We start from the raw sequence: 25,602 nt of genomic DNA on the forward strand, positions 1-25,602 counted from the left end.
ACAAACAGGCACCCCAAGACCAAACGGATCCGGACCCACAACCACCACCGAACCCGAAACACCCGCCCGCACCGGCACCCAGTCCAACCCGAACAGTCCACCATCGGACGGGACACCTCCGGGCAGAACACCGCCAGGGAGCCCGTCCACCGACAGCGCGTCGCCCGTCAGAGCCCGCATCGCCAGCGACTCCACCGATGCGACGGGCGCACCGGTCGGATCCGCCACCGCGATCGATACGGATCCGTCGGCGCCCCTGGTCAGCCTCACCCGTACGGCGGAGGCTCCAGCCGCCTGCAACGACACCCCGCTCCAGGAGAACGGGACACCGGCCTGCGGCTGCGAAGCGGAGTCGATGCCCACACCCGAGTCGCTCAGCCAGGCCGCGTGCAGCCCGGCATCGAGCAGTGCCGGGTGCAAGCCGAACGCTTCCGCGTCGGTCCGGAGAGCTTCGGGCAGACCGACCTCCGCGAAGATCTCGCTCACCACCTCACCGCCGTTCGTACCACTGACGGCTCCACCGAGAGACTCTCGCCGCCAGGCCCTCCGCAGGCCCTGGAACACCGGCCCGTACGCGAAGCCCTCGGCTGCCCGGTCGTCGTAGAACCCGTCCAGGTCAATCGGCTCGGCGCCCTCCGGTGGCCACACCGTGGCATCGAAGTCGCAGGTCGAGTCCGGCTGTTCCCCGACCGCCAGTACGCCCATCGCGTGCTGTGTCCACGGCTCTTCGGTCTCGCTCTCGGGGCGGGAGTGGACCGTGACCGTACGCCGTCCGGAATCATCGGCCACACCGACCCGCACCTGCGTACGCACCGCACCCCGTTCCGGCAACACAAGCGGAGCGGCCAGAGTCAACTCCTCGACCCGGTCACACCCCACCTCATCACCCGCCCGGAACGCCAACTCCAACAACGCCGTCCCCGGCAACAACACCCGGCCCATCACCGCATGATCCGCCAACCACGGATGCGACTGCACCGACAACCGCCCCGCGAACAACATCCCCTCACCATGCGCCAGTTCAACCATTCCGTTGAGCAACGGATGTCCGGCCGAGGTCAATCCGATCGCGACGGCCTCGGCACCGCCCGTCGCGGCACCGGGCCAGAACGGCTGGTGCTGGAAGGCGTACGTGGGCAGGTCGACCCGGACCGCGCCGGTCCCATCGAGGTAACCGTCCCAGTCCACGGAGAAACCGTGCACATGCAGTTGGGACAGTGCGGTGACCGCCGACAGCTCCTCCAGCCGATCCTTGCGCAGGACCGGCACCATGACGACCGCATCGGACAACGACTCGCGCGCCATACCCGACAACACCCCATCCGGCCCCAACTCCAGGAAGGCGGTCACACCCGCATCGGCCAACGCCCGCACCCCGTCACCGAACCGGACAGCCTCCCGGACATGCCGCACCCAGTACTCAACCGCACACAACTCCCCAGCCGCAGCCGGCCTCCCCGTCAGATTCGACACCACCGGAACAGACGGCTCCCGGAAAACAAGCCCCGAAACCACCGCCCGGAACTCATCCAGCATCGGATCCATCAACGACGAATGAAACGCATGCGACACCCGAAGCCGAGCCACCTTCCGACCCTGCCCCTCCAACCGGGCCACAACCCCCAGGACAGCATCTTCCGCACCCGAAACCACCACGGAAGAAGGACCGTTGACGGCGGCGATCGACACGTCACCGGCCAGCAGCGGCAGGACCTCGTCCTCCGCCGCCTGCACAGCCACCATCGCACCCCCCACCGGAAGCGCGGCCATCAACGACGCCCGCGCAGCCACCAGACGGCACGCGTCCTCCAACGAGAACACCCCCGCCACATAAGCAGCCGCGACCTCACCGATCGAATGACCCGCCACAAAATCCGGGACCACACCCCACGACTCCACCAACCGGAACAGCGCCACCTCCACCGCGAACAACGCAGGCTGAGCAGCCCCCGTACCGTTCAACAGCTCCGCGTCATCACCCCACATCACCCCACGCAGAGACTCGCCCAACCGCTCCAGCACCGCATCCAACGCCTCCGCGAAAACAGGGAACCGCCCATACAACTCACGCCCCATCCCCAACCGCTGCGAACCCTGCCCCGAAAACAGGAACGCGCACTTCCCACCAACAACCGAACCCGACACCACCGAAACATCCGGCTCACCCACCGCCAGCGCCGCCAGCGCACGTACCGTCTCCACCGGCTCACCGGCCGCCACCACCGCCCGGTGCTCGAACCGCGAACGGCCCGTCGCCAGGGAAAAAGCGATGTCGACCCGTCGTGCCTCGGGCCGCGCCTGCATATACGAGAGCAACCGGGCCGCCTGCCCCCGCAACGCCCCGGGTGTCTTGCCCGAGAGCACCCACGGCACAACGACCGGCTCTCCCACCGGCTCCCCGGAACCATCCACCCGCTCCTCCACATCCACCCCCCCGGTCAAAGCATCGATCGGCTGCTCCAGAATGACGTGTGCGTTCGTCCCACTGATCCCGAACGACGACACCCCCGCACGCCGCACCCGATCCGTCTCGGGCCACACCTGCTCCGACCTCAGCAGCTCCACCGCACCCACAGACCAATCCACATGCGACGACGGCTCCGACACATGCAACGTCCGCGGCAACACACCGTGGCGCATCGCCATGATCATCTTGATCACACCGGCAGCTCCGGAGGCCGCCTGGGTGTGCCCGAGGTTCGACTTCACCGAACCGAGCAGCAGCGGCCGCTCCGGATCACGGTCCCGGCCGTACGTCGCCAACAGCGCCTGCGCCTCGATCGGGTCACCCAGCGTCGTACCCGTACCATGCGCCTCCACCGCATCCACATCAGCGGGCGAAAGCCCACCACTCGCCAACGCCTGCCGGATCACCCGCTGCTGAGAAGGACCATTCGGAGCCGTCAGACCGTTCGACGCACCATCCTGATTGACAGCCGACCCCCGCACCACGGCCAACACCTCATGACCATGACGCCGGGCATCCGACAACCGCTCCAGCACCAGCATGCCCACACCCTCGGACCAGCCCACCCCATCAGCCGACTCCGAGAACGCCTTGCACCGACCATCGGGAGCCATCCCCCGCTGCCGGGAGAACTCCACAAAGGTGTCGGGGACGGACATCACCGTGACACCGCCGGCCAGCGCCAGCGAACACTCACCACTCCGCAGCGCCTGAGCCGCGAGATGCATCGCCACCAGCGACGACGAGCACGCGGTGTCCACCGTCATCGCCGGTCCCTCGAACCCGAAGGTGTACGAGATACGCCCCGAGGCCACACTCAGCGCGTTGCCCTGCCCCTGAAAACCTTCGTATTCCTTCCCGGTCAGCCCCCGGCCGTAGCCGCTGTACATCACCCCGGCGAACACACCGGTCCGGCTGTCCCGCAGCGACACCGGGTCGATACCCGCCCGCTCGATCGCCTCCCACGACACCTCCAGCAACAACCGCTGCTGCGAATCCGTCGCCATCGCCTCCCTCGGACTCATCCCGAAGAACGCCGGATCGAACTCCCCCGCATCATGCAAAAACCCGCCCGAGCGGCTGTACGAAGTCCCACTGTGATCAGGATCCGGGTGGAAGAGGCCGTCCACGTCCCAGCCTCGGTTGGTCGGGAAGTCCGATACGACATCGGCGCCCTCCGTGACCAGCCGCCACAGGTCCTCCGGCGAGCCGATACCACCGGGGAAGCGGCAGCTCATACCCACCACGACAATCGGGTCGTCTTCGAGCGAGGTACGGAACAGCTCCGGCATCGCCGAGGACTCCGACGCCTCCGTATAGTCCGGCCCGAGCAGCTCCGTCAGCAGATGGTCCGTGAGCGCTCCGACTGTCGGATAGTCGAAGACCATCGTGGCGGGCAGCCGCAATCCGGTCAACGTACCCAGCCTGTTGCGCAGTTCGACAGCTGTCAGCGAATCGAAGCCCAGGTCCCGGAACGCCCGGTCCGCGTCGATACCGGCCCCGCTCGTGTGCCCCAGCACCACGGCCGCCTGGCTTCGCACCAGATTCAGCAAGGTCTTGAGCCGCTCGGAACGCTCCAGCCGGCCCAGCCGCTCCGTCAGTCCAGCGTCCGCACCCGCCTTCGAGGCGGACGACCGTCGGGAGCCCGCCCGTACCAGACCGCTCAGCAGCGGCGGTACGACCTCGCGGGCCCCGAGCAGTGGCAGGTCCAGCCGTACGGGTACGACAGCAGCGCGGCCGGTCGTCAGCGCGGTGTCAAAGAGGGCAAGCCCCTGTTCCGGGGAGAGCAGTGGCATACCGGACGCGGCGGCCCGCCGCACATCGCGGTCGTCGAGACCGCTCGTCATGCCCACTCCCTGGTCCCAGGCTCCCCACGCGAGCGAGATCCCCGGCAGCCCCCGGGAGCGCCGGTACGCAGCCAGTGCGTCCAGGAAGGCGTTGCCCGCCGCGTAGTTGCCCTGGCCGGCGCCGCCGAACGTACCGGCGACGGAGGAGAACATCACGAACGCGGCCAGATCGAGTCCATGGGTCAGCTCGTGCAGATGCCAGGCAGCGTCCGCCTTCGGCCGCAACACAGCACTCAACCGCTCAGGAGTCAGCGAACCGATCACACCGTCATCCAACACACCCGCCGTATGCACCACGGCAGTCAGCGGATGCCTGGGCGACACCCCTGCCAGCAACTCCGCCAAGGCGTCACGATCCGTCACATCACATGCCGCGATCGTCACATCCGCACCGGCCGCCGTCAGCTCCGTGGCAAGCGCCTCGGCACCTTCGGCCGCCTGCCCGCGACGGCTGGTCAGGAGCAAATGCCGTACGTCACGCTCGGCGACCAGATGCCGAGCGAGAACACCACCGAGGCCGCCCGTACCCCCCGTGATCAGCACGGTGCCCTCCGGATCCCACACCGCCGGTTCGGCCGCTTCCACCCCAGCCTCGGAAACCGGCGCCGCGAGCCTTCCCAACCTCCCGGCCAGGACGACACCGTCGCCGATCACCACCTGCGGCTCTCCCGTACGGAAAGCCTGTTCCAGAAGAGCCTGTGCCCCGTCCGCCCTGCCGAGGTCCACCAGGCCGAAGCAGCCCGGGTTCTCGGACTGCGCCGACCGCACCAGACCCCATACGGAAGCGGCGGCGACATCGGTGACCTGCCCGGCACCGGTCTCCACCGCGCCCCTGGTGACGAACACCAGCCGCGACCCGGCGAACCGCTCCTCGGCCACCCACTGCTGCAACTGCCCCAGCACACCGGCCGCCAGCACGTGCACACGCTCCGCGACCCGGCCATCGGCCACATCACCCAACCCCGTGACACACATCAGCACAACGTCCGGCACCGAAGACTCCCCCGCCACCAGGGACTCCAGATCGACGTGTGCCGTGACGCCCGCAGCGCGCAACTCCTCCGCCAGCCCGAACACATCCGGGCCGACCAGCGCGACCGTCTCCGGGGAACGGGGGGAAGGATCGGCGGACACCGGCATCCAGTCGACAACGAACAGCGCGTCACGGGCAATCCCGGCCGCGCCGCTCAACTGCTCGCTCGACAGCGCTCGTACGAGAAGAGTGTCGACGGATGCCACCGGCGCACCCGTGGCATCCGCGACCGCGATCGACACCCCGTCGTTACCCCCAACCGCCGGAGCGAGCCGTACCCGTAGCGCCGAAGCCCCCGTAGCGTACAGAGACACGCCCTCCCACGAGAACGGCAGACGCCCGTTGTTCTCCTCGCCGTCATGCGCGACGAGGGAAGCGTGCAACGCGGAGTCCAGCAGCGCGGGATGCAGCCCAAAGGCGGCGGCTTCACCCTCAGCACCCTCCGGGAGGCTCACCTCCGCGAAGATCTCATCGCCCCGGCGCCAGGCAGCCCGCAGTCCCTGGAACACCGGGCCGTACGCGAAGCCGAGCGCGGCGAACCGCTCGTAGCAACCGTCCAGGTCCAGGACTTCCGCGCCGGCCGGCGGCCACACCGTGGCGTCGAAACCGGAGTCGACCGCTCCCGCGCTCGTGGTCAGTACCCCCACGGCGTGCTGGGTCCAGGAGACATCCGGCGTGTTCTCCGGGCGGGAGTGGACCGTGACCGTACGCCGTCCGGAACCATCGGCCACACCGACCCGTACCTGTGTACGCACCGCGCCCTGCTCGGGCAGTACGAGCGGAGCGGCGAGGGTCAACTCCTCGACCCGGTCGCATCCCACCTCGTCGCCCGCCCGGAACGCCAACTCCAACAACGCCGTCCCCGGCAACAACACCCGGCCCATCACCACATGGTCCGCCAGCCACGGATGCGAACCCACCGACAACCGCCCCGCGAACAACACCCCCTCACCATCCGCCAGTTCGACAGATCCATTGAGCAACGGGTGCTCGGCCGAGGTAAGCCCGACCGCCGCTCCCGTCGCCAGCCCGTACCTACCCGCCGGCCAGAACCACTCCCGCTGGAAGGCGTATGTAGGCAACTCGACCCGTCGAGCACCGGCCCCGGCGAAGAACGCCGACCAGTCAACCGGAACACCCCGCACATGCAGCTGGGCCAGAGCCTCCAGAGCCACAGCCTCCTCGCCCCGGTCCTTACGGAGCAGGGGTACGGTCACGGCGCCCCCCTCGACCGACTCCTGAGCCAGCGCCGACAGCACCCCATCCGGCCCCAGCTCCAGGAAGGCGGTCACACCTGCATCGGCCAACGCCCGTACACCGTCACCGAACCGGACGGCCTCCCGGACATGCCGCACCCAGTACTCAACCGCACACAACTCCCCGGCCGCAGCCGGACTCCCCGTCAGATTCGACACCACCGGAACAGACGGCTCCCGGAAAACAAGCCCCGAAACCACCGCCCGGAACTCATCCAGCATCGGATCCATCAACGACGAATGAAACGCATGCGACACCCGAAGCCAGGTCGTCCTGCGCCCCTGCTCCGCGAAGAGCGCAGCCACCTTCAGGACCGCGTCCTCGTCCCCGGATACGACAACCGACCCCGGCCCGTTGACAGCAGCGATCGACACGTCACCGGCCAGCAGCGGCAGGACCTCGTCCTCCGCCGCCTGCACAGCCACCATCGCACCCCCCACCGGAAGCGCGGCCATCAACGACGCCCGCGCAGCCACCAGACGGCACGCGTCCTCCAACGAGAACACCCCCGCCACATGGGCCGCCGCGACCTCACCGATCGAATGACCCGCCACAAAATCCGGGACCACACCCCACGACTCCACCAACCGGAACAGCGCCACCTCCACCGCGAACAACGCAGGCTGAGCAGCCCCCGTACCGTTCAACAGCTCCGCGTCATCACCCCACATCACCCCACGCAGGGACTCGCCCAATTGCTCCAGCACCGCATCCAACGCCTCCGCGAAGACAGGGAACCGCCCATACAACTCACGCCCCATCCCCAACCGCTGCGAACCCTGCCCCGAAAACAGGAACGCGCACTTCCCACCAACAACCGAACCCGACACCACCGAAACATCCGACTCACCCACCGCCAGCGCCGCCAACGCACGCACCACACCCGCAGAACCACCATCCGCGAGCACCACCCCACGATGCTCAAACACCGACCGCCCCGTCGCCAACGAGAAACCCACATCCAGCGACCGCACCCCGGACGACACCACCGACAACAACCGCGCCGCCTGACCCCGCAACGCCTCCAGCGACTTACCCGACACCACCCACGGCACCACACCCGAACCAGACAACGACACCACAGAGGCAGAGGCAGAGGCCGACTCAGCCACAGGAACAGGAACAGGAACAGGAACAGGAACAGGAACAGGCTGCTCCAGAATCACATGCGCGTTCGTCCCACTGATCCCGAACGACGACACCCCCGCACGCCGCACCCGATCCGTCTCGGGCCACACCTGCTCCGACCTCAGCAGCTCCACCGCACCCACAGACCAATCCACATGCGACGACGGCTCCGACACATGCAACGTCCGCGGCAGCACACCGTGGCGCATCGCCATGATCATCTTGATGACACCAGCGACACCGGCGGCGGCCTGGGTGTGGCCGATGTTCGACTTCACCGAACCGAGCAGCAGCGGCCGCTCCGGGTCACGGTCCCGGCCGTACGTCGCCAACAGCGCCTGCGCCTCGATCGGGTCACCCAGCGTCGTCCCCGTACCATGCGCCTCGACGACATCCACGTCGCCCACGGACAGCCCACCACTCGCCAGCGCCTGCCGGATCACCCGCTGCTGCGCAGGACCGTTCGGAGCCGTCAGACCGTTCGACGCACCATCCTGATTGACGGCCGACCCCCGCACCACGGCCAACACCTCATGGCCGTTGCGCCGAGCGTCCGACAAGCGCTCCAGGACCAGCATGCCCACACCCTCGGACCAGCCCACCCCATCAGCCGACTCCGAGAACGCCTTGCACCGACCATCCGGCGACAGACCACGCTGCCTGCTGAACTCCACAAACGTACTGGGAGTGGACATCACCGTCACACCACCCGCCAACGCCAACGAACACTCACCACTGCGCAACGCCTGCATCGCCCAGTGCATCGCCACCAACGACGACGAACACGCCGTATCCACCGTCACCGCCGGCCCCTCGAACCCGAAGGTGTACGAGATACGCCCCGAGGCCACGCTCAACGCGCTGCCCTGGCCCTGGAAGCCCTCGAACTCCTTGCCGCTCAAGGTGCTGCCGTAGTCGTTGTACATCACCCCCGCGAACACACCGGTCCGGCTGTCCCGCAGCGACACCGGGTCGATACCCGCCCGCTCGATCGCCTCCCACGACGCCTCCAGCAACAACCGCTGCTGCGAATCCGTCGCCATCGCCTCCCTCGGACTCATCCCGAAGAACGCCGGATCGAACTCCCCCGCATCATGCAAAAACCCGCCCGAGCGGCTGTACGAAGTCCCACTGTGATCAGGATCCGGGTGGAAGAGCGCGTCGACATCCCAGCCTCGGTTGGTCGGGAAGTCCGAAATCGCGTCGGCACCCTCCGACACCAACCGCCACAGATCCTCCGGCGAAACCACCCCACCCGGGAACCGACAGGCCATCCCGACCACCACGATCGGATCGTCGTTCACAGGCGGCAGCGAAGCCACCGGGACCGCCATCTCGGCCTCGGAGCCCAGCAGTTCGTCCAGCAGATACCCGGCGAGCGCGGCAAGGGTCGGGTAGTCGAAGACCAGCGTGGCCGAAAGCCGAAGGCCGGTCGCCGAGTTGAGCAGGTTACGCAGCTCCACCGCCGTCAACGAGTCGAAGCCCAGGTCGCGGAACGCCCGGTCGGCGTCGATGTCGGCTCCGCTCGCATGCCCCAGCACGAGTGCCGCCTGGCCGCGTACCAGGTCGAGCAGCACCTCCATGCGGTCCCGCAGGTCCAGCCGGCTCAACCGCTGCACCAGACCGGAGTCCCCGGCCGTTCCCGTCGCCGCCGACCTGCGCAGAGGCTTGCGGACGAGCCCCCGCAGCATGGCGGGGACTTCGCCCCGTGCACGCAGCGAAGCCAGATCCAGCCTCACCGGTACGGCGACGGGCGCGCCCACGTCCAGCGCTGCATCGAAGAGGGCCAGTCCCTGTTCCACGGACAGCGGCGGCATGCCCGCGTCCTCGACCCGGCGCAGATCGCGTTCGGACAGCTCGTTCGTCATCCCCACACGCTGGTCCCACGGCCCCCAGGCCAGCGACAGTCCCGGCAGGTTCTCGGCCTGCCGACGTACTGCCAGCGCGTCCAGGAAGGCGTTGCCCGCCGCGTAACTGCCCTGCCCCGCGCTGCCGAACGTACCGGCAGCGGAGGAAAACATCACGAACGCGGCCAGGTCGAGTCCATGGGTCAGCTCGTGCAGATGCCAGGCAGCGTCCGCCTTCGGCCGCAACACAGCACTCAACCGCTCAGGAGTCAGCGAACCGATCACACCGTCATCCAACACACCCGCCGTATGCACCACAGCGGTCAACGGATACGCGGCCGGCACTCCGGTCAGCAACTCCTCCAAGGCGTCACGGTCAGCCACATCGCACGCCGCGACCGTGACCTCGGCGCCCTGCCCTGTCAGCTCCGCGACCAACTCAGCCGCGCCCGGAGCCTCCATCCCCCGCCGACTGGTCAGCAGCAGACGGCGTACGCCACGCTCGGCCACCAGGTGCCGGGCGAGCACCCCGCCGAGACCGCCCGTACCACCCGTGATCAGTACGGTCCCCCCGGCATCCCACACAGGACCGGCCCCGGAGCCGGACTCAGAACCAGCCCCGGAACCCGCCACAACCGCACGCACCAGACGCGCCGCCCGAACCTCGCCCCCGCGCACCACCACCTGTGGCTCATCAAGCCCCAGCACCCCCGACAGCACGTCCACCGGCCCCCCACCGGCATCCAGATCCACCAGGCCGAAGCAGCCCGGGTTCTCCGACTGCGCCGACCGAACCAACCCCCATGCCGCAGCCGTCGCCACATCCGAACCGTCCACAGCGCCCCGCGACACAAACACCAGCCGCGAACCACCGAAACGGTCGTCCCCCAGCCACTCCTGCATCAACGCCAGCACCCGACACGTCAGCGCATGAGCCGACTCCGCCACCCCACCACCGGCGGCGCCGCCCTCGATCCCTACCACAACCGTGTCCGGCACCGATGACGGCAGCCCCTCACACACGTCACCCAGCACACCAAGACCCAGCACATCCGGCCCCACCACAGCAACCGAACCCGCGACAGCCCCGGCTACCGGAGCAGGAACCGAAACCGGAACCCACTCCACCCCGAACAGCGCATCCCGCACCAGCCCAGCCGACCCGCTCAACGACTCATGCGACACCTCACGGACCAGCAACGAATCAACCGACGCCACCAACCGGCCCGACGTATCCGCCACAACCAGCGACAGCCCGCTACCACCAGCAGCAGGAACAATCCGCACCCGCAGAGCGGACGCGCCACCCGCGTACAGGGACACCCCCTCCCACGAGAACGGCAGCCCACCAGCACCGTCCGAACCGAGGAGCGAAGCGTGAAGCGCGGAATCCAGCAACGCAGGATGCAACCCGAACCCAGCGGCCTCCCCCTCCGCACCCTCCGGAAGACTCACCTCCGCGAAGATCTCCTCGCCACGACGCCAGACCGCGCGCAGCCCCCGGAACACCGGACCATACGCAAACCCAAGGCCCTCGAACCGCTCATAACAACCCTCCACCCCCACAGCCACCGCACCCACCGGCGGCCACACCCCACCGTCGAAGCTGTCGGCCACCTGCTCGCCACCGGCCGTCAGCGTCCCCGTCGCATGCTGTGTCCAGGAGCCCTCATCCGCGCTGTCGAGCCGTGTGTGCACCGCGACCGGGCGCCGCCCGGTGTCGTCCGCACCCCCAACACGCACCTGCACCTGGACCGCGCCCTGCTCGGGCAGTACGAGCGGAGCGGCGAGGGTCAACTCCTCGACCCGGTCGCATCCCACCTCGTCGCCCGCCCGAATCGCCAGCTCCAACAACGCCGTCCCCGGCACCAGCACCCGGCCCATCACCACATGATCCGCCAGCCACGGATACGAGCCCACCGACAACCGCCCAGTGAACAAAGCCCCTTCGCCATCAGCCAGTTCAACGGCCGCACCCAGCAAGGGATGCTCCGCCGACCCCAGCCCCGCGGCCCGCACATCCCCTGCGGCACCCACGGAAACAGCCGGCCAGATCCACCGGCGTTGGAAGGCGTACGTCGGCAGATCCACCCGCGCCGCCCCCGTACCGGCGAACAAGGTCTCCCAGTCCGGAGAAACCCCCCGGACATGAAGCTGAGCCAACGCGGTCACAGCCGCCAGCTCTTCGGACCTGTCCTTACGGAGCAGGGGTACGGTCACGGCGCCCCCCGCGACCGACTCCTGAGCCAGCGCCGACAACACCCCGTCCGGCCCCAACTCCAGGAAGGCGGTCACACCCGCATCGGCCAACGCCCGCACCCCATCGGCGAACCGGACGGCCTCCCGGACATGCCGCACCCAGTACTCAACCGCACACAACTCCCCAGCCGCAGCCGGCCTCCCCGTCAGATTCGACACCACCGGAACAGACGGCTCCCGGAAAACAAGCCCCGAAACCACCGCCCGGAACTCATCCAGCATCGGATCCATCAACGACGAATGAAACGCATGCGACACCCGAAGCCGAGCCACCTTCCGACCCTGCCCCTCCAACCGGGCCACAACCCCCAGGACAGCATCTTCCGCACCCGAAACCACCACGGAAGAAGGACCGTTGACGGCGGCGATCGACACGTCACCGGCCAGCAGCGGCAGGACCTCGTCCTCCGTCGCCTGCACAGCCACCATCGCACCCCCCACCGGAAGCGCGGCCATCAACGACGCCCGCGCAGCCACCAGACGGCACGCGTCCTCCAACGAGAACACCCCCGCCACATAAGCAGCCGCAACTTCACCGATCGAATGACCCGCCACAAAATCCGGGACCACCCCCCACGACTCCACCAACCGGAACAGCGCAACCTCCACCGCGAACAACGCAGGCTGAGCAGCCCCCGTACCGTTCAACAGCTCCGCGTCATCACCCCACATCACCCCACGCAGCGAACCATCCAACCGCTCCAGCACCGCATCCAACGCCTCCGCGAAGACAGGGAACCGCCCATACAGCTCACGCCCCATCCCCAACCGCTGCGAACCCTGCCCCGAAAACAGGAACGCGCACTTCACCGGCCCGGCCGCGACCCCCCGCGCGATCTCCTCCCCCGTCGGCAGCAGCACCGCCCGATGCTCGAACAACGACCGGCCCGTCACCAATGAGAACCCGACATCCACCGGACTCACCCCCGCCAACGACCGAACCCGGGCGACCTGCCCCTCCAGCGCCACCCCACTCTTCGCCGACACCACCCAAGGCACCACGCCCGGCGCCACACCCGACATCACCCGAGCCCGACCCGCGACACCCCCCACCAGCTCCGCCTGCTCCAACACCACATGCGCATTCGTCCCACTGATCCCGAACGACGACACCCCCGCACGCCGCACCCGATCCGTCTCGGGCCACACCTGCTCCGACGTCAGCAGCTCCACCGCACCCACAGACCAATCCACATGCGACGACGGCACATCAACATGCAACGTCCGCGGCAACACCCCATACCGCATCGCCATCACCATCTTGATGACACCGGCGACACCGGCGGCGGCCTGGGTGTGCCCGATGTTCGACTTCACCGAACCGAGCAGCAACGGCCGCTCCGGATCACGGTCCCGGCCGTACGTCGCCAACAACGCCTGCGCCTCGATCGGGTCACCCAGCGTCGTCCCCGTACCATGCGCCTCCACCACATCCACGTCGCCCACGGACAGCCCACCACTCGCCAACGCCTGCCGGATCACCCGCTGCTGCGCGGGACCATTCGGAGCCGTCAAACCATTCGACGCACCATCCTGATTGACAGCCGACCCCCGCACCACGGCCAACACCTCATGACCGTTGCGCCGAGCGTCCGACAACCGCTCCAGGACCAGCATGCCCACACCCTCGGACCAGCCCACCCCATCGGCCGACTCCGAGAACGCCTTGCACCGACCATCCGGCGACAGACCACGCTGCCTGCTGAACTCCACAAACGTACTGGGAGTGGACATCACCGTCACACCACCCGCCAACGCCAACGAACACTCACCACTCCGCAACGCCTGAGCCGCCAGATGCATCGCCACCAGCGACGACGAGCACGCGGTGTCGACCGTCATGGCCGGGCCCTCAAGGCCCAGGGTGTACGAGACACGGCCCGAGGCCACGCTCGGTGCGCTGCCGTTGCCCCGGAAGGCTTCGTACTCGTCGCCCGTCAGCAGAGGGCCGTAGTCGTTGTACATCACCCCGGCGAACACACCGGTCCGGCTGTCGCGGAGCGACACCGGGTCGATGCCGGCCCGCTCGATCGCCTCCCACGATGTCTCCAGCAGCAGCCGCTGCTGCGCGTCCGTGGCCATCGCCTCTCGGGGGCTCATCCCGAAGAAGTCGGGGTCGAACTCCCCTGCCCGGTGCAGGAATCCGCCCTCCCGGACGTAGGTCCTGCCGGGGCGGTCGGGGTCCGGGTCGTAGATGCCGTCAAGGTCCCAGCCCCGGTTGGTGGGGAAGCCCGAGATGGCGTCCACCTCGTCCGTGACCAAGCGCCACAGGTCCTCGGGCGAGTTCACACCGCCCGGGTAGCGGCAGGCCATGCCGACGATCACGATGGGGTCGTCGGTCACCGGGGACAGGGCGTGGGCCCGTGTCGGCACAGGTTCCGGTGTGTCCGCACCGAGGAGTTCGTCACGCATGTGGTCGGCGAGGACGCTCGGGGTCGGGTAGTCGAAGACCATCGTCGCGGGCAGCCGCAGGCCGGTCACGGTGTTCAGGCCGTTGCGCAGCTCGACCGCTGTCAGGGAGTCGAAGCCGAGGTCCTGGAACTGGCGTGTCGCCTCGACCGCCGCCGCGTCCGTGTGGCCGAGCACCTGGGCGATCTGGCCCCGTACGAGGTCGAGGAGGACGTCACGGCGTGCGGCGGCGTCGAGTCCGGCGAGCCGTGCGGCGAGGCCGCCGGCCGTCTCCGAGATCTGCGTGGCGGCGCGCCGGGCAGGGGTACGGATGAGGCCGCGGAGCAGCGGTGTGACCGCGCCCCGGGTCCTGAGGGCCGGCAGGTCCAGCCTCACGGGCGCCACCGCGGCGATGCCCGTGGCGAGGGCGGCGTCGAAGAGGGCCACGCCCTGGTCGACGGAGAGCGGTGGCATGCCCGAGCGTGCGATGCGTTCGGTGTCGATGTCGGTGAGGGTTCCGGTCATGCCGACGCTCTGGGTCCACGGGCCCCAGGCGAGGGCGAGGCCGGGGAGTCCGGCGTGCTGCCGGTGCAGGGCTAGCGCGTCGAGGAAGGCGTTGCCCGCCGCGTAGTTTGCCTGTCCGGGGCTGCCGAGGGTGGCCGCGACGGAGGAGAACACGACGAACGCCGACAGGTCGGCTCGACTCGTCAGCTCGTGCAGATGCCATGCGGCGTCCACCTTCGGCCGCAGTACGGTACTCAACCGCTCGGGGGTCAGCGACCCGATCACACCGTCGTCGACCACCCCTGCGGTGTGGATGACGGCGGTCAGCGGGTGTGTGTCCGCGAGGTCTGTCAGCAGTTCCGCGAGGGCGGACCGGTCGGTCACATCGCAGGCCCTGACGGTCACTTCGGCGCCCTGCTCGGCGAGTTCGGCGACCAGGCGTTCCGCGCCCTCGGCGGCGAGACCGCGCCTGCTGACGAGCAGCAGGTGCCGTACGCCTCGCTCGGTGACCAGGTGCCGGGACAGTACCGCGCCGAGGCCGCCCGTGCCCCCGGTGATCAGTACGGTGCCCTCCGGGTCCCAGGCCGGGTGGTCGGCGGGGGCCGGGACGGGGACGCGTGTCAGCCGGGCGGCGAGTACTTCTCCGTCGCGTACGGCGAGGTCGGGTTCGTCGGCGAGCGAGGCGAGGAGAGCCGGTACGGACCGGGACGGGAGCGGTGTGGTCTCCTCGGCGGGATCGAGGTCGAGCAGGCCGAACCGTCCGGGGTTCTCGGTGCGCGCCGTCCGTACGAGGCCGTGTGCCGAGGCGGCCGCGAGGTCGTCGCCGGTTGTGGCGCCCCGGGTGAGGAACACCAGCCGGGCATCGGCGAACCGGTCCTCGTCGAGCCATTGTTGTACGTGTCCGAGGACGAGCGCCCCCCGTGCGTGTGCCATCGCGGGCACACTGTCGGAGCCATCGTCCGCCACCGTCATCAGGACGATGTCCGGTACAGGACCGTCCGTCGCGGCGAGCGCCGTCAGGCCGGGGTGGACGGTGACCGTGGTGCCCGCCGCGCGCAGCGCGTCCGGCACGCCGAACGCGTCCGCGTCGCCCACCAGGGCCACGTGTGCGGGGACCGTCGTGGGAGCGGCCTTCGGCCTGACCCACTCCACACGGAACAGCGAGTCCCGGTGGACGGCGCCCGCTCGGGCCGCACCCCGGCCCTCGTCCCCCGGTCCTTCGGCGGGGACCTCGCGGGAGACCAGGGAGTCCGCGACGAGGACCGGGGCGCCCGCCGTGTCGTACACCGCGATCGAGACCGTGTCGTCGCCCGCCGGGGCGATCCTGGCGCGCACGGTGGACGCGCCGGAGGCGATCAGTGTCACGCCTTCCCAGGCGAACGGCAGGCCACCCCGGCTGATGGCGCCGAGGTCGGTGAAGGCGGCGGCGTGCTGGGCGGCGTCGAGGAGGGCCGGGTGCAGGCCGAACGCGTCGGCGGCCGGGGTGGTGTTCTGCGGTAGGGCGACCTCGGCGTACACCTCGTCGCCGAGCCGCCATACGGCGCGCAGGCCCCGGAACGCCGGTCCGTAGTCGAAGCCGAGTGCGGCGATACGTTCGTAGCAGCCGTCCAGGTCGACGGGGTCCGCGCCGGCCGGCGGCCACACCGTGGCGTCGAAGCCGGTGTCCGGGGCGCCGTCGCCCGCCGTCAGTACGCCCGACGCGTGCTGCGACCACGGCAGGTCGTGCGCGTCCTCGGCGCGTGAGTAGATCCCCAGTGTGCGGCGGCCGTCCGTGTCGGCCGCGCCGACCCGGACCTGGAGCTGTACGGCGCCGTGTTCGGGCAGGGCGAGGGGCGCGGCGAGGGTCAGTTCCTCGACGCGGTCGCAGTCGACCTCGTCGCCCGCCCGGACGGCGAGTTCGACGAACGCCGTTCCGGGCAGCAGGACCCGGCCTCGCACTCCATGGTCGGCGAGCCACGGGTGTGAGCGCACGGACAGCCTGTTGGTGAACAACGCGCCCTCACCGTCAGCAAGTTCGACCGCCGCGCCGAGCAGGGGGTGCCCGGCCGGGGCGAGTCCGGCGGCGCGCATGTCGCCGGACCTGTCGAGGGCGGCGGTCGGCCAGAAGCGCCGGTTCTGGAACGGGTAGGTCGGCAGATCGACGCGCAGGGCCCCGGTGCCTTCGTACAGTCCGGTCCATCGCACGGTGGCTCCGCGTACATGCGCCCGGGCGAGGGCTGCGACGACGGCCTGTTCCTCCGGGCGGTCCTTGCGCAGCAGTGGGACGATCTCCGCGTCCTGCGGGAGCGAGTCCTGTGCCATGGCGGAGAGCACTCCGTCGGGGCCCAGTTCCAGCAGGGTGGTGACGCCTCGTCCGGTGAGGGTGTGGATGCCGTCGGCGAACCGTACGGCTTCGCGTACATGCCGCACCCAGTACTCCGCCGAGCACACCTCTTCGACCTCGGCGATCCGACCGGTCACGTTCGACACCACGGGGATACGCGGCTCCCCGTACGCCAACTTCTGCGCCACCGCACGGAATGCGCCCAGCATCGGGTCCATCAGCGACGAGTGGAAGGCGTGCGAGACCCGCAGCCGCTTCGTCCGCCGCCCGTCCGCCGCCAGCCTCTCCGCGAGAGCCAGCACAGCACCCTCCGCACCCGAAATCACCACGGAAGAAGGACCGTTGACCGCTGCCAGGGACACTCCTTCCGGCAGCAGAGCGACGATCTCCTCCTCCGTTGCCTGTACGGCGACCATCGCGCCGTCACGCGGAAGCGCGGCCATCAGCGACGCCCGCGCGGCCACCAGACGGCACGCGTCCTCCAGCGAGAACACCCCCGCCACATGGGCCGCGACGACCTCTCCGATCGAGTGGCCACCGACGAAATCGGGGACCATGCCCCACGATTCGACCAGCCGGTACAGCGCGACCTCGATCGCGAACAGCGCGGGCTGGGTCCAGCGGGTCTCGCCGAGTGTGTCCGGGTCGGTTCCCCAGATGATGTCGCGCAGTGGCCTGTCGAGGTGGGTGTCCAGTTCGTCGGTGACGGTGTCGAGGGCGCGGGCGAACGCCGGGAACCGCTCGTACAGTTCGCGTCCCATGCCGAGCCGCTGGGAGCCCTGGCCGGAGAAGAGGACGGCGAGCGGCCCTTCGCCGGCGATGTCCCGGGCCAGCTCGGTGGGGGTGTTCGCGTCCGCCAGCAGCACCGCCCGGTGTTCGAAGACCGAGCGTCCGGCGGCCAGTGAGTAGCCGACGTCGGCGGGCCGCAGGCCGGGGTGGTCCGCGAGGAAGGACAGCAGGCGCTCGCGTTGGGCGTCGAGCGCGGCGCCGGTCCTGCCGGACAGGGCCCAGGGCACGACACCCGGTTCCACGGCGTCGGCGGGGCGGGTGGGCGCGGGTGTGTCGGGGGCCTGCTCAAGGATCACATGCGCGTTCGTGCCACTGATCCCGAACGACGACACACCGGCACGCCGGGCCTGTCCCGTGTCCGGCCATTCCATGGCGTCGTCGAGCAGTTCCACCGCCCCGGCCGACCAGTCGACATCGGTGGTCGGCTCGGCCGCGTACAGGCTGCGGGGCATCACTCCGTACCGCAGCGCCATGATCATCTTGATGACGCCGGCAGCGCCGGAGGCCGCCTGTGCGTGCCCGATGTTCGACTTGACCGAGCCGAGCCGCAGTGGGCGCCCGTGGGTACGGTCCTGGCCGTACGTGGCGAGCAGGGCCTGTGCCTCGATCGGGTCACCGAGTGTGGTCCCCGTGCCGTGTGCCTCGACGATGTCGACCTCGGCGGGGGTCAGTCCGGCGCTCTCCAGGGCGGCGCGGATGACCCGCTGCTGGGAGGGGCCGTTGGGGGCGGTGAGGCCGTTGGACGCGCCGTCCTGGTTGACCGCGCTGCCGCGCAGGACGGCCAGCACCGTACGGCCGTTGCGCCGCGCGTCGGAGAGGCGTTCCAGTACGAAGATGCCGGCGCCCTCGGCCCAGCCCGTACCGTCCGCGTCGTCGGAGAACGGCTTGCACCGGCCGTCGGCGGCCAGTCCGCTCTGCGAGGTGAAGGAGACGAAGGGGCCGGGGGTCGCCATCACGGACGCGCCGCCCGCCAGCGCCATCGTGCACTCGCCTGCCCGCAGGGCCTGGGCGGCCCAGTGCAGGGCGACCAGGGACGAGGAGCAGCCGGTGTCGACCGTGACGGCGGGGCCCTCGGCGCCGAGGGTGTAGGAGAGCCTGCCCGAGATGACACTGGCGGCGTGGCCGGTGGTCGAGTAGACCTCGATGTCGTCGCCAGAGTCCTTGACGACCTCGCCGTAGTCCTGTCCGGTGGTGCCCACGAACACACCTGCCCGGCTGCCGCGCAGGGTGGCCGGGTCGATCCCGGCGCGCTCCAGCGCCTCCCAGGCGACCTCCAGCAGGATGCGCTGCTGGGGGTCCATCGCGACCGCCTCGCGGGGGGAGATCCCGAAGAAGCCGGGGTCGAACTCGGCCGCGTCGTGGACGAATCCGCCTTCCTGGGCGAGGCTGCGGCCGGGACCGTCCCCGGCGAGCCGGTCCAGGTCCCAGCCCCGATCGGCCGGGAATGCCCCGATGACGTCACGGCCCTGCGCGACCAGCTCCCACAGGTCCTCCGGGGAGGCCACACCGCCGGGGAAGCGGCAGCCGATTCCCACGACCGCGATGGGTTCGGCGGCGGCCGCCACCAGCTGCTGGTTCTGCTGCCGCAGCCGCTCGATCTCCTTCAGGGACGACCGCAGCGCCTCGACGTACTGGTGGGTGGACGTGCTCATCGTTCTCTCCAGATGGCTTTCGGGTCGCGGCGCACCGATGCGGTCGGTGTGTGCGGGTGTGCGGTGTCGCGTTCGGATCTGCGGCGTTGTGACGGCTGTGCGCGATGTGTATGTGTTGCGTACGCGTGGGGTACGGGCTAGTTGCCGGTGGCGAGTCTCAGCAGGCTCTCGGCGTCCATGTCGTCGAGCGAGTCCGTCGCCCGGTCCGGTGCCTCCGTACCGTCCGTGGGGGCGGGGACCGCCGGACCCGAGCCCTGTTCCGGGAGGGGTACGGTGGCGAGTTGGAGCACCAGGTCCAGGAGTCCCGCCTTCCGCAGGCGGCTGACCGGGACGGATGCCAGCGCCTCCTTGATCCGGGCGTCCGGGTCGGCGGTGTCGCTGTTCCCGCTGTGGTCGCCGTTCTCCTCGGGTGTGGTGCCGAAGAGGAGTGTGCCCAGATGGCGGGCGAGGGCGGTGGGTGTCGGGTAGTCGAAGACCAGGGCGGCCGGCAGGGGCAGGCCCAGCGCCGCCCTCAGCCGGTTGCGCAGTTCGACCGCTGTCACGGAGTCGAATCCCACGTCCCGGAAGGCCCGGGTCGCGGGGATCGCGTCGGCCGCGTCATGGCCGAGGGTCGTGGACGCCTCGGCGCGTACCGCTTCGAGCAGGGCGCGCCCGCGTTCGGCGGTCGGCAGCGTGTCGAGGCGGCGCCGCAGCGGCGGAGCCGCCGTACCGTCGTCACCGGCCGGTACGTCGTCCCCGTCGGCCAGCGCCTCGGTGGCCTCCGGGATTCCGGTGAGCAGTGCGCTGGGGCGGGTCGCGGTGAAGCTCGGTGTGAACCGCTCCCAGTCCATGGAGGTCACGGTCAGTGTGGTGTCGCCGTCCTCCAGCATCCGCTGGAGGACGGCGATCGCCAGCCGTGGGTCCATGGCACGGACGCCCTGGCGCCGCAGCCGCTCGTGGACCTCGGCGACCGTGGCCATGCCGACCTCGGCCCAGGTGCCCCAGGCGACGGACGCGGCCGTCAGCCCCTGGTCCCTGCGGTGTTCCGCCAGTGCGTCGAGGAACGCGTTGGCCGCCGCGTAACCGGGCTGTCCGCCACTGCCCCAGACCGCCGCACCCGAGGAGAACAGCACGAACGCGTCGAGGTCGGCCTCCCTGGTGAGTTCGTCGAGGTGCAGCGCCGCGGTCAGCTTCGACCGCATCAGCGCGTCGAGTTGTCCGAGGGTGAGTTCCTGTACGGGGCTGTCGCCGTCCGCCACGCCTGCCGCGTGGAAGACCGAGGTCAGTGGGGTGTCGGCGGGGATCGCCGCGAGGACGGCGGCGAGCGCGTCGCGGTCGGCCGTGTCGCAGGCGGCGATGGTGACGCGGGTGCCGAGTGCTTCGAGTTCGGTACGGAGCGCGAGCGCCCCGGGGGCGTTCTCGCCGCGTCGGCTGGTCAACACCACGTGGGCGGCGCCGTGTTCGGCCAGCCAGTGGGCGATGCGGCCGCCGATGCCACCGGTGCCTCCGGTGACCAGTGCCGTACCCCTGCCGCGCCAGGGCCGTTCGGGGGCTCCGGTGGTGGGGGCGGCGTGCAGCAGTCGGCGGCCGTAGACGCCGGACGGCCGGATCGCGACCTGGTCCTCGCGGTCCCCTGCCTCGACGGGGCCCGCCAGCAGGGCGGCGAGCCGGGAGACGGCGCGGGCGTCCGGCGTGGCGGGGAGGTCGACGAGGCCGCCCCAGCGGCCGGGGTGTTCCAGTGCGACCACCCGGCCGAGGCCCCACAGGGCGCCCTGCACGGGGCTGCCGAGCCGGTCGTCGCGTCCGACGGAGACCGCGCCCCGGGTGACACTCCACAACGGGGCGTCGATCCCGGCGTCCCCGAGCGCCTGGACGAGTGTGAGGGTCAGCGCCAGCCCGCCGGGTACCGAGGCGAAGCCGGGGTGGCGTTCCTCGACAGGCGCCAGCAGAGACAGCACTCCGGCCAACTCTTCTCCACCGGAGGCGAGTTCGCGCAGCCGCCCGGCCCAGGCCGTACGGTCGGCGCCCTCGGCCGGGCCCGCCTCGAACCGGACCGTATCCGGGCCGAGCGCGGTGAGTACCGTACGGACCCACGCGTCGCCCTCCCGGCCCGCCGGGACCACCGGGACCACCGGGACCACCGGGACCACCGCGAGCCAGCGCCCCACGGGCCGTGCTGATGTGCCGGGTTCGGCCAGCCGGGTCCAGTCGACGCGGTAGCGCCAGGCGTCGACGGCCGAGCGCTCCCGTGCCCGGGACCGCCACGCGGACAGTGTGGGCAGTACGGTCCCCAGCGAAGAGATCTCGCCGTGGGCCTCGACGCCCAACTCGTCGGCCAGGGAGGCGAGATCCTCGCTCTCGACGAGCCGCCAGAACGCCGCGTCGGCGCCACTGCCCGCCATGCCTGCGTCCTGTACCTCCGTCTTCCTCGGCTCCGGCCAGTAGCGGCGGCGCTGGAAGGCGTACGTGGGCAGCTCGACCGGGACCGCCCCGGCGGCCGGGAACGTCTCGCTCCAGTCCACCCGTGTCCCCACCACATACGCCTCGGCGAGTGAGGTCAGGAAGCGTCCGGTGCCGCCCTCGTTCCTGCGCAGGGATCCCAGCACCACAGCGGATCCTGCGGCCTCCGCCACCGCCACCGCCTCCTGAGTCTCCTCGACGGGTGCGGCCAGCACCGGATGCGGGCTGACCTCGATGAACACCCGGTGTCCGGCCGCCAGCAGCGCCCGGGTCGCCTCTTCCATCCGTACGGTCTGCCGCAGGTTCGTATACCAGTACGCGCCGTCGAACGCGGCCTCCGTCAGCCGGGTACCGGTCACCGTCGAGTAGAACGGCACACTCGGCGGCCGGGGGCTGACCGGGGCGAGGACGCGCGCCAGTTCGTCGCGCACGGCTTCGACCTGCGCCCCGTGCGAGGCGTAGTCGACGGAGATCCGGCGGGCCCGGACGCTCTGCCGCTCGCACACGGCCAGCAGCTCGTCCAGCGCCCCTGCGTCGCCGGATACCACGACGGAGGACGGCCCGTTCACGGCCGCGACCGAGAGCAGTTCGCCCCACGGTTCCAGCAGCGCGGTCACCCGCTCGACCGGCGCGGCGACGGACATCATGCCGCCGAGGCCCGACAGCCGGGGAAGCGCCTGGCTGCGCAGGGCGACCACGGCCGCCGCGTCCTCCAGGCTGAGGGCCCCGGCCACATACGCCGCGGCGATCTCGCCCTGCGAGTGGCCGACGACGGCGGCGGGTTCGACGCCGTACGAGCGCCAGAGCGCGGCCAGCGCCACCATCATCGAGAACAGCGCGGGCTGGACCACATCCACCCGCTCCAGCAGCGCCCGGTCCCCGTCGCCGGCCAGTACGTCACGCAGCGACCAGTCGACGTACGGGTCCAGCGCGGCGGCGCACGCGTCGACGGTGTCCCTGAACACCTCTGATTCGGCGAGGAGTTCGCGCCCCATGCCCCACCACTGGGAGCCCTGGCCGGGGAAGACGAACACCGGTCCCACCGAGCCCGTACCGCCCTCGCCCACCGCTCCTCGTACCACACGCGCCGTGTTCCGCGCCGTGGCCAGCGCGTCCAGCGAGCGCCGGAAGTCGTCCCGGGTCTCGCCGAGCACCACCGCGCGGTGCTCGAAGGCGGTACGGGTGGTGGCCAGCGCGTGCCCGAGGCGTACCGGCGAGAGCGCGGGATCGGCGTCGGCACGGGCGAGCAGTCTGGCCGCCTGCTCACGCAGCGCGGCCTCGGACTTCGCCGACAGGAGCCAGGGCACCACGCCCCGGGCGGTGTTCTCCTCGTCGGTCCTCTCGTCCACCGAGGGGGTTTCGGGTGCCTGTTCGAGGATCAGATGGGCGTTGGTGCCGCTGATGCCGAACGACGACACCCCCGCACGGCGCGGACGGCCGGTCTCCGGCCAGTCGGTCCGCTCACGCAGCAGCTCCACCGCGCCCGCGTCCCAGTCGACGTGTGTCGACGGTGTCCCGGTGTGCAGTGTTCCGGGCAGTACGCCGTGGCGCATGGCCTGCACCATCTTGATGACACCCGCGACACCGGCCGCCGCCTGCGTGTGCCCGATGTTCGACTTCAGAGAACCCAGCCACAACGGCCGCCCCGGCTCCCGGTCCTGCCCATACGTCGCCAGCAACGCCTGCGCCTCGATCGGATCACCCAACCTCGTACCCGTACCATGCGCCTCCACCACGTCCACATCCGACGCGGACAACCCCGCATTGGCAAGCGCCTGACGAACAACGCGCTGCTGGGAGGGGCCGTTGGGCGCGGTCAGGCCATTGGACGCACCGTCCTGGTTGATCGCCGAGCCCCGGATCACGGCGAGGACCTGGTGACCGTTGCGCCGGGCGTCGGAGAGCCGCTCCAGCAGGACGACACCGACGCCCTCCGCGAGGGTCATCCCGTCGGCGGCGTCGGAGAACGGCTTGCACCGGCCGTCGAGGGCGAGCGCGCGCTGCCTGCTGAAGCCCACGAAGGCGTGTGGAGTGGCCATCACGGCGGCGCCGCCCGCGAGCGCGAGCGTGCTCTCGCCGCTGCGCAGCGACTGGCACGCGAGATGCATGGCGACCAGCGAGGACGAGCACGCGGTGTCGACCGTGACGGCGGGGCCCTCGAACCCGAGGAGATAGGACACCCGTCCCGACAGCACACTGGCCGCCGTCCCGGTGACCATGTGTACCTCGGAGCCCTCGGCGCCGTTCTGCGCGCTCGTCGCGTAGTCCTGGTAGCTGGCGCCGATGAACATGCCGGCGGCGGTGCCCCGCAGCGAGGCCGGCGGGATCCCGGCGCGCTCGAAAGCCTCCCAGGAGGTCTCCAGCAACAGCCGCTGCTGGGGGTCCATCGACACGGCCTCGCGCGGCGAGATCCCGAAGAAACCTGCGTCGAACTCCGCCGCCTCGTGCAGGAATCCGCCCTGGACCGAGTAGGTACGGCCCTGCCGGTCCGGATCCGGATCGTAGAGGCCGACGGCGTCCCAGCCGCGCTCGGCGGGGAACTCGGAGATCGCGTCGGCGCCGTCGAGGAGGAGCCTCATCAGCGCCTCGGGCGACCCCGCGCCCCCGGGGTAGCGGCAGCTCATCCCGATGACGGCGATCGGATCGTCATCGGCCGCGGAGCCGCTTCCCGTGTGCGCGTCGACAGCGCCCGCCCGGTCCGTACCCAGCACGACGGACTTCAGGAAGCCCGCCAGGGCAAGGCAGTTGGGATGGTCGAAGACCATGGTCGTCGGCAGGGTCAGTCCGGTGGCAGCCACCATACGGTTGCGCAGGTCGACGGCGGTGACCGAGTCGAAGCCGACATCCCGGAAGGCGCGCCGCTCGGGGAACGCCTCGGGCGAGCCATGGCCCAGGACGGCCGCCGCCTCCGTACGGACCAGACGCAGCAGCAGCCCCTCCTGCTCCTCTGCCGACAGGCCACGCATACGGGCCGCGAGATCACCGGATCCGGCATGGACACCGAACTCTGCTTCCGGCAAGGAGAGTTGGCGCGCCACCTCGGGGACCTGGTCGAAGAGCCGGGTGGGCCGGCCCGATGTGAAGACGGGGTAGTAGGTGTCCCAGTCGACATCTGTGAGCCCGATGACGGTCTCGTCGTCCTCCAGCACCCTCCGCAGCCCATCCAGCGCCAGCTGCGGGTCCAGATACTTCAGGCCGCTGCGCCGGATGTGGTGCGGGTCGGCCAGCTCGCGCTGGGCGTCGTCGGGCCACTTGCCCCAGTGAACGGAAGTGGTACGCAGCCCGCGCTGCCTGCGCTGGGTGGCGAGCGCGGCCAGATAGGCGTTGCCCGCCACGTAGGCGGCGTGGTGGCCGCTGCCCCACATCCCCGCCGTGGACGAGTAGAGGATGAAGTCGTCGAGCTCCTCATCGTCGAGCAGTTCGTCCAGGTGCCGGGCACCGGCCACCTTCGCGTGCACGACATCGGAGAAGGACCGCATCCCGGTCTCGGCCAGCGTGTACAGCTCGATGACGGCAGCGGTGTGGACGACGGTACGTACCGTACGGCCTTCGGCCTTGAGTCCGGCCAGCAGCGCGGCCAGCGCGTCCCGGTCGGTCACATCGCACGCGGCGACCATGACCTCCGTACCCAACTCCGCCAACTCCGCGACGAGTTCCACCGCCCCGGGC

General features: G+C 70.3%; 2 protein-coding genes. Both read right to left on the bottom strand.

The window, feature by feature from the left end; all coding sequences use genetic code 11:
* Nucleotides 1-19,494: SDR family NAD(P)-dependent oxidoreductase (locus tag ACIP8W_RS30620; RefSeq protein ID WP_402205637.1), on the bottom strand; the 19,494-nt coding region annotated here is incomplete at its 3' end.
* Nucleotides 19,495-19,631: 137 nt separating this feature from the next.
* Nucleotides 19,632-25,592, bottom strand: coding sequence for a type I polyketide synthase (locus ACIP8W_RS30625; RefSeq protein WP_402205639.1), 5,961 nt, complete (start codon nt 25,590-25,592; stop codon nt 19,632-19,634).
* Nucleotides 25,593-25,602 lie beyond the last annotated feature (10 nt).

It is taken from the genome of Streptomyces sp. NPDC088554, assembly GCF_044752945.1.
Lineage (GTDB): Bacteria > Actinomycetota > Actinomycetes > Streptomycetales > Streptomycetaceae > Streptomyces.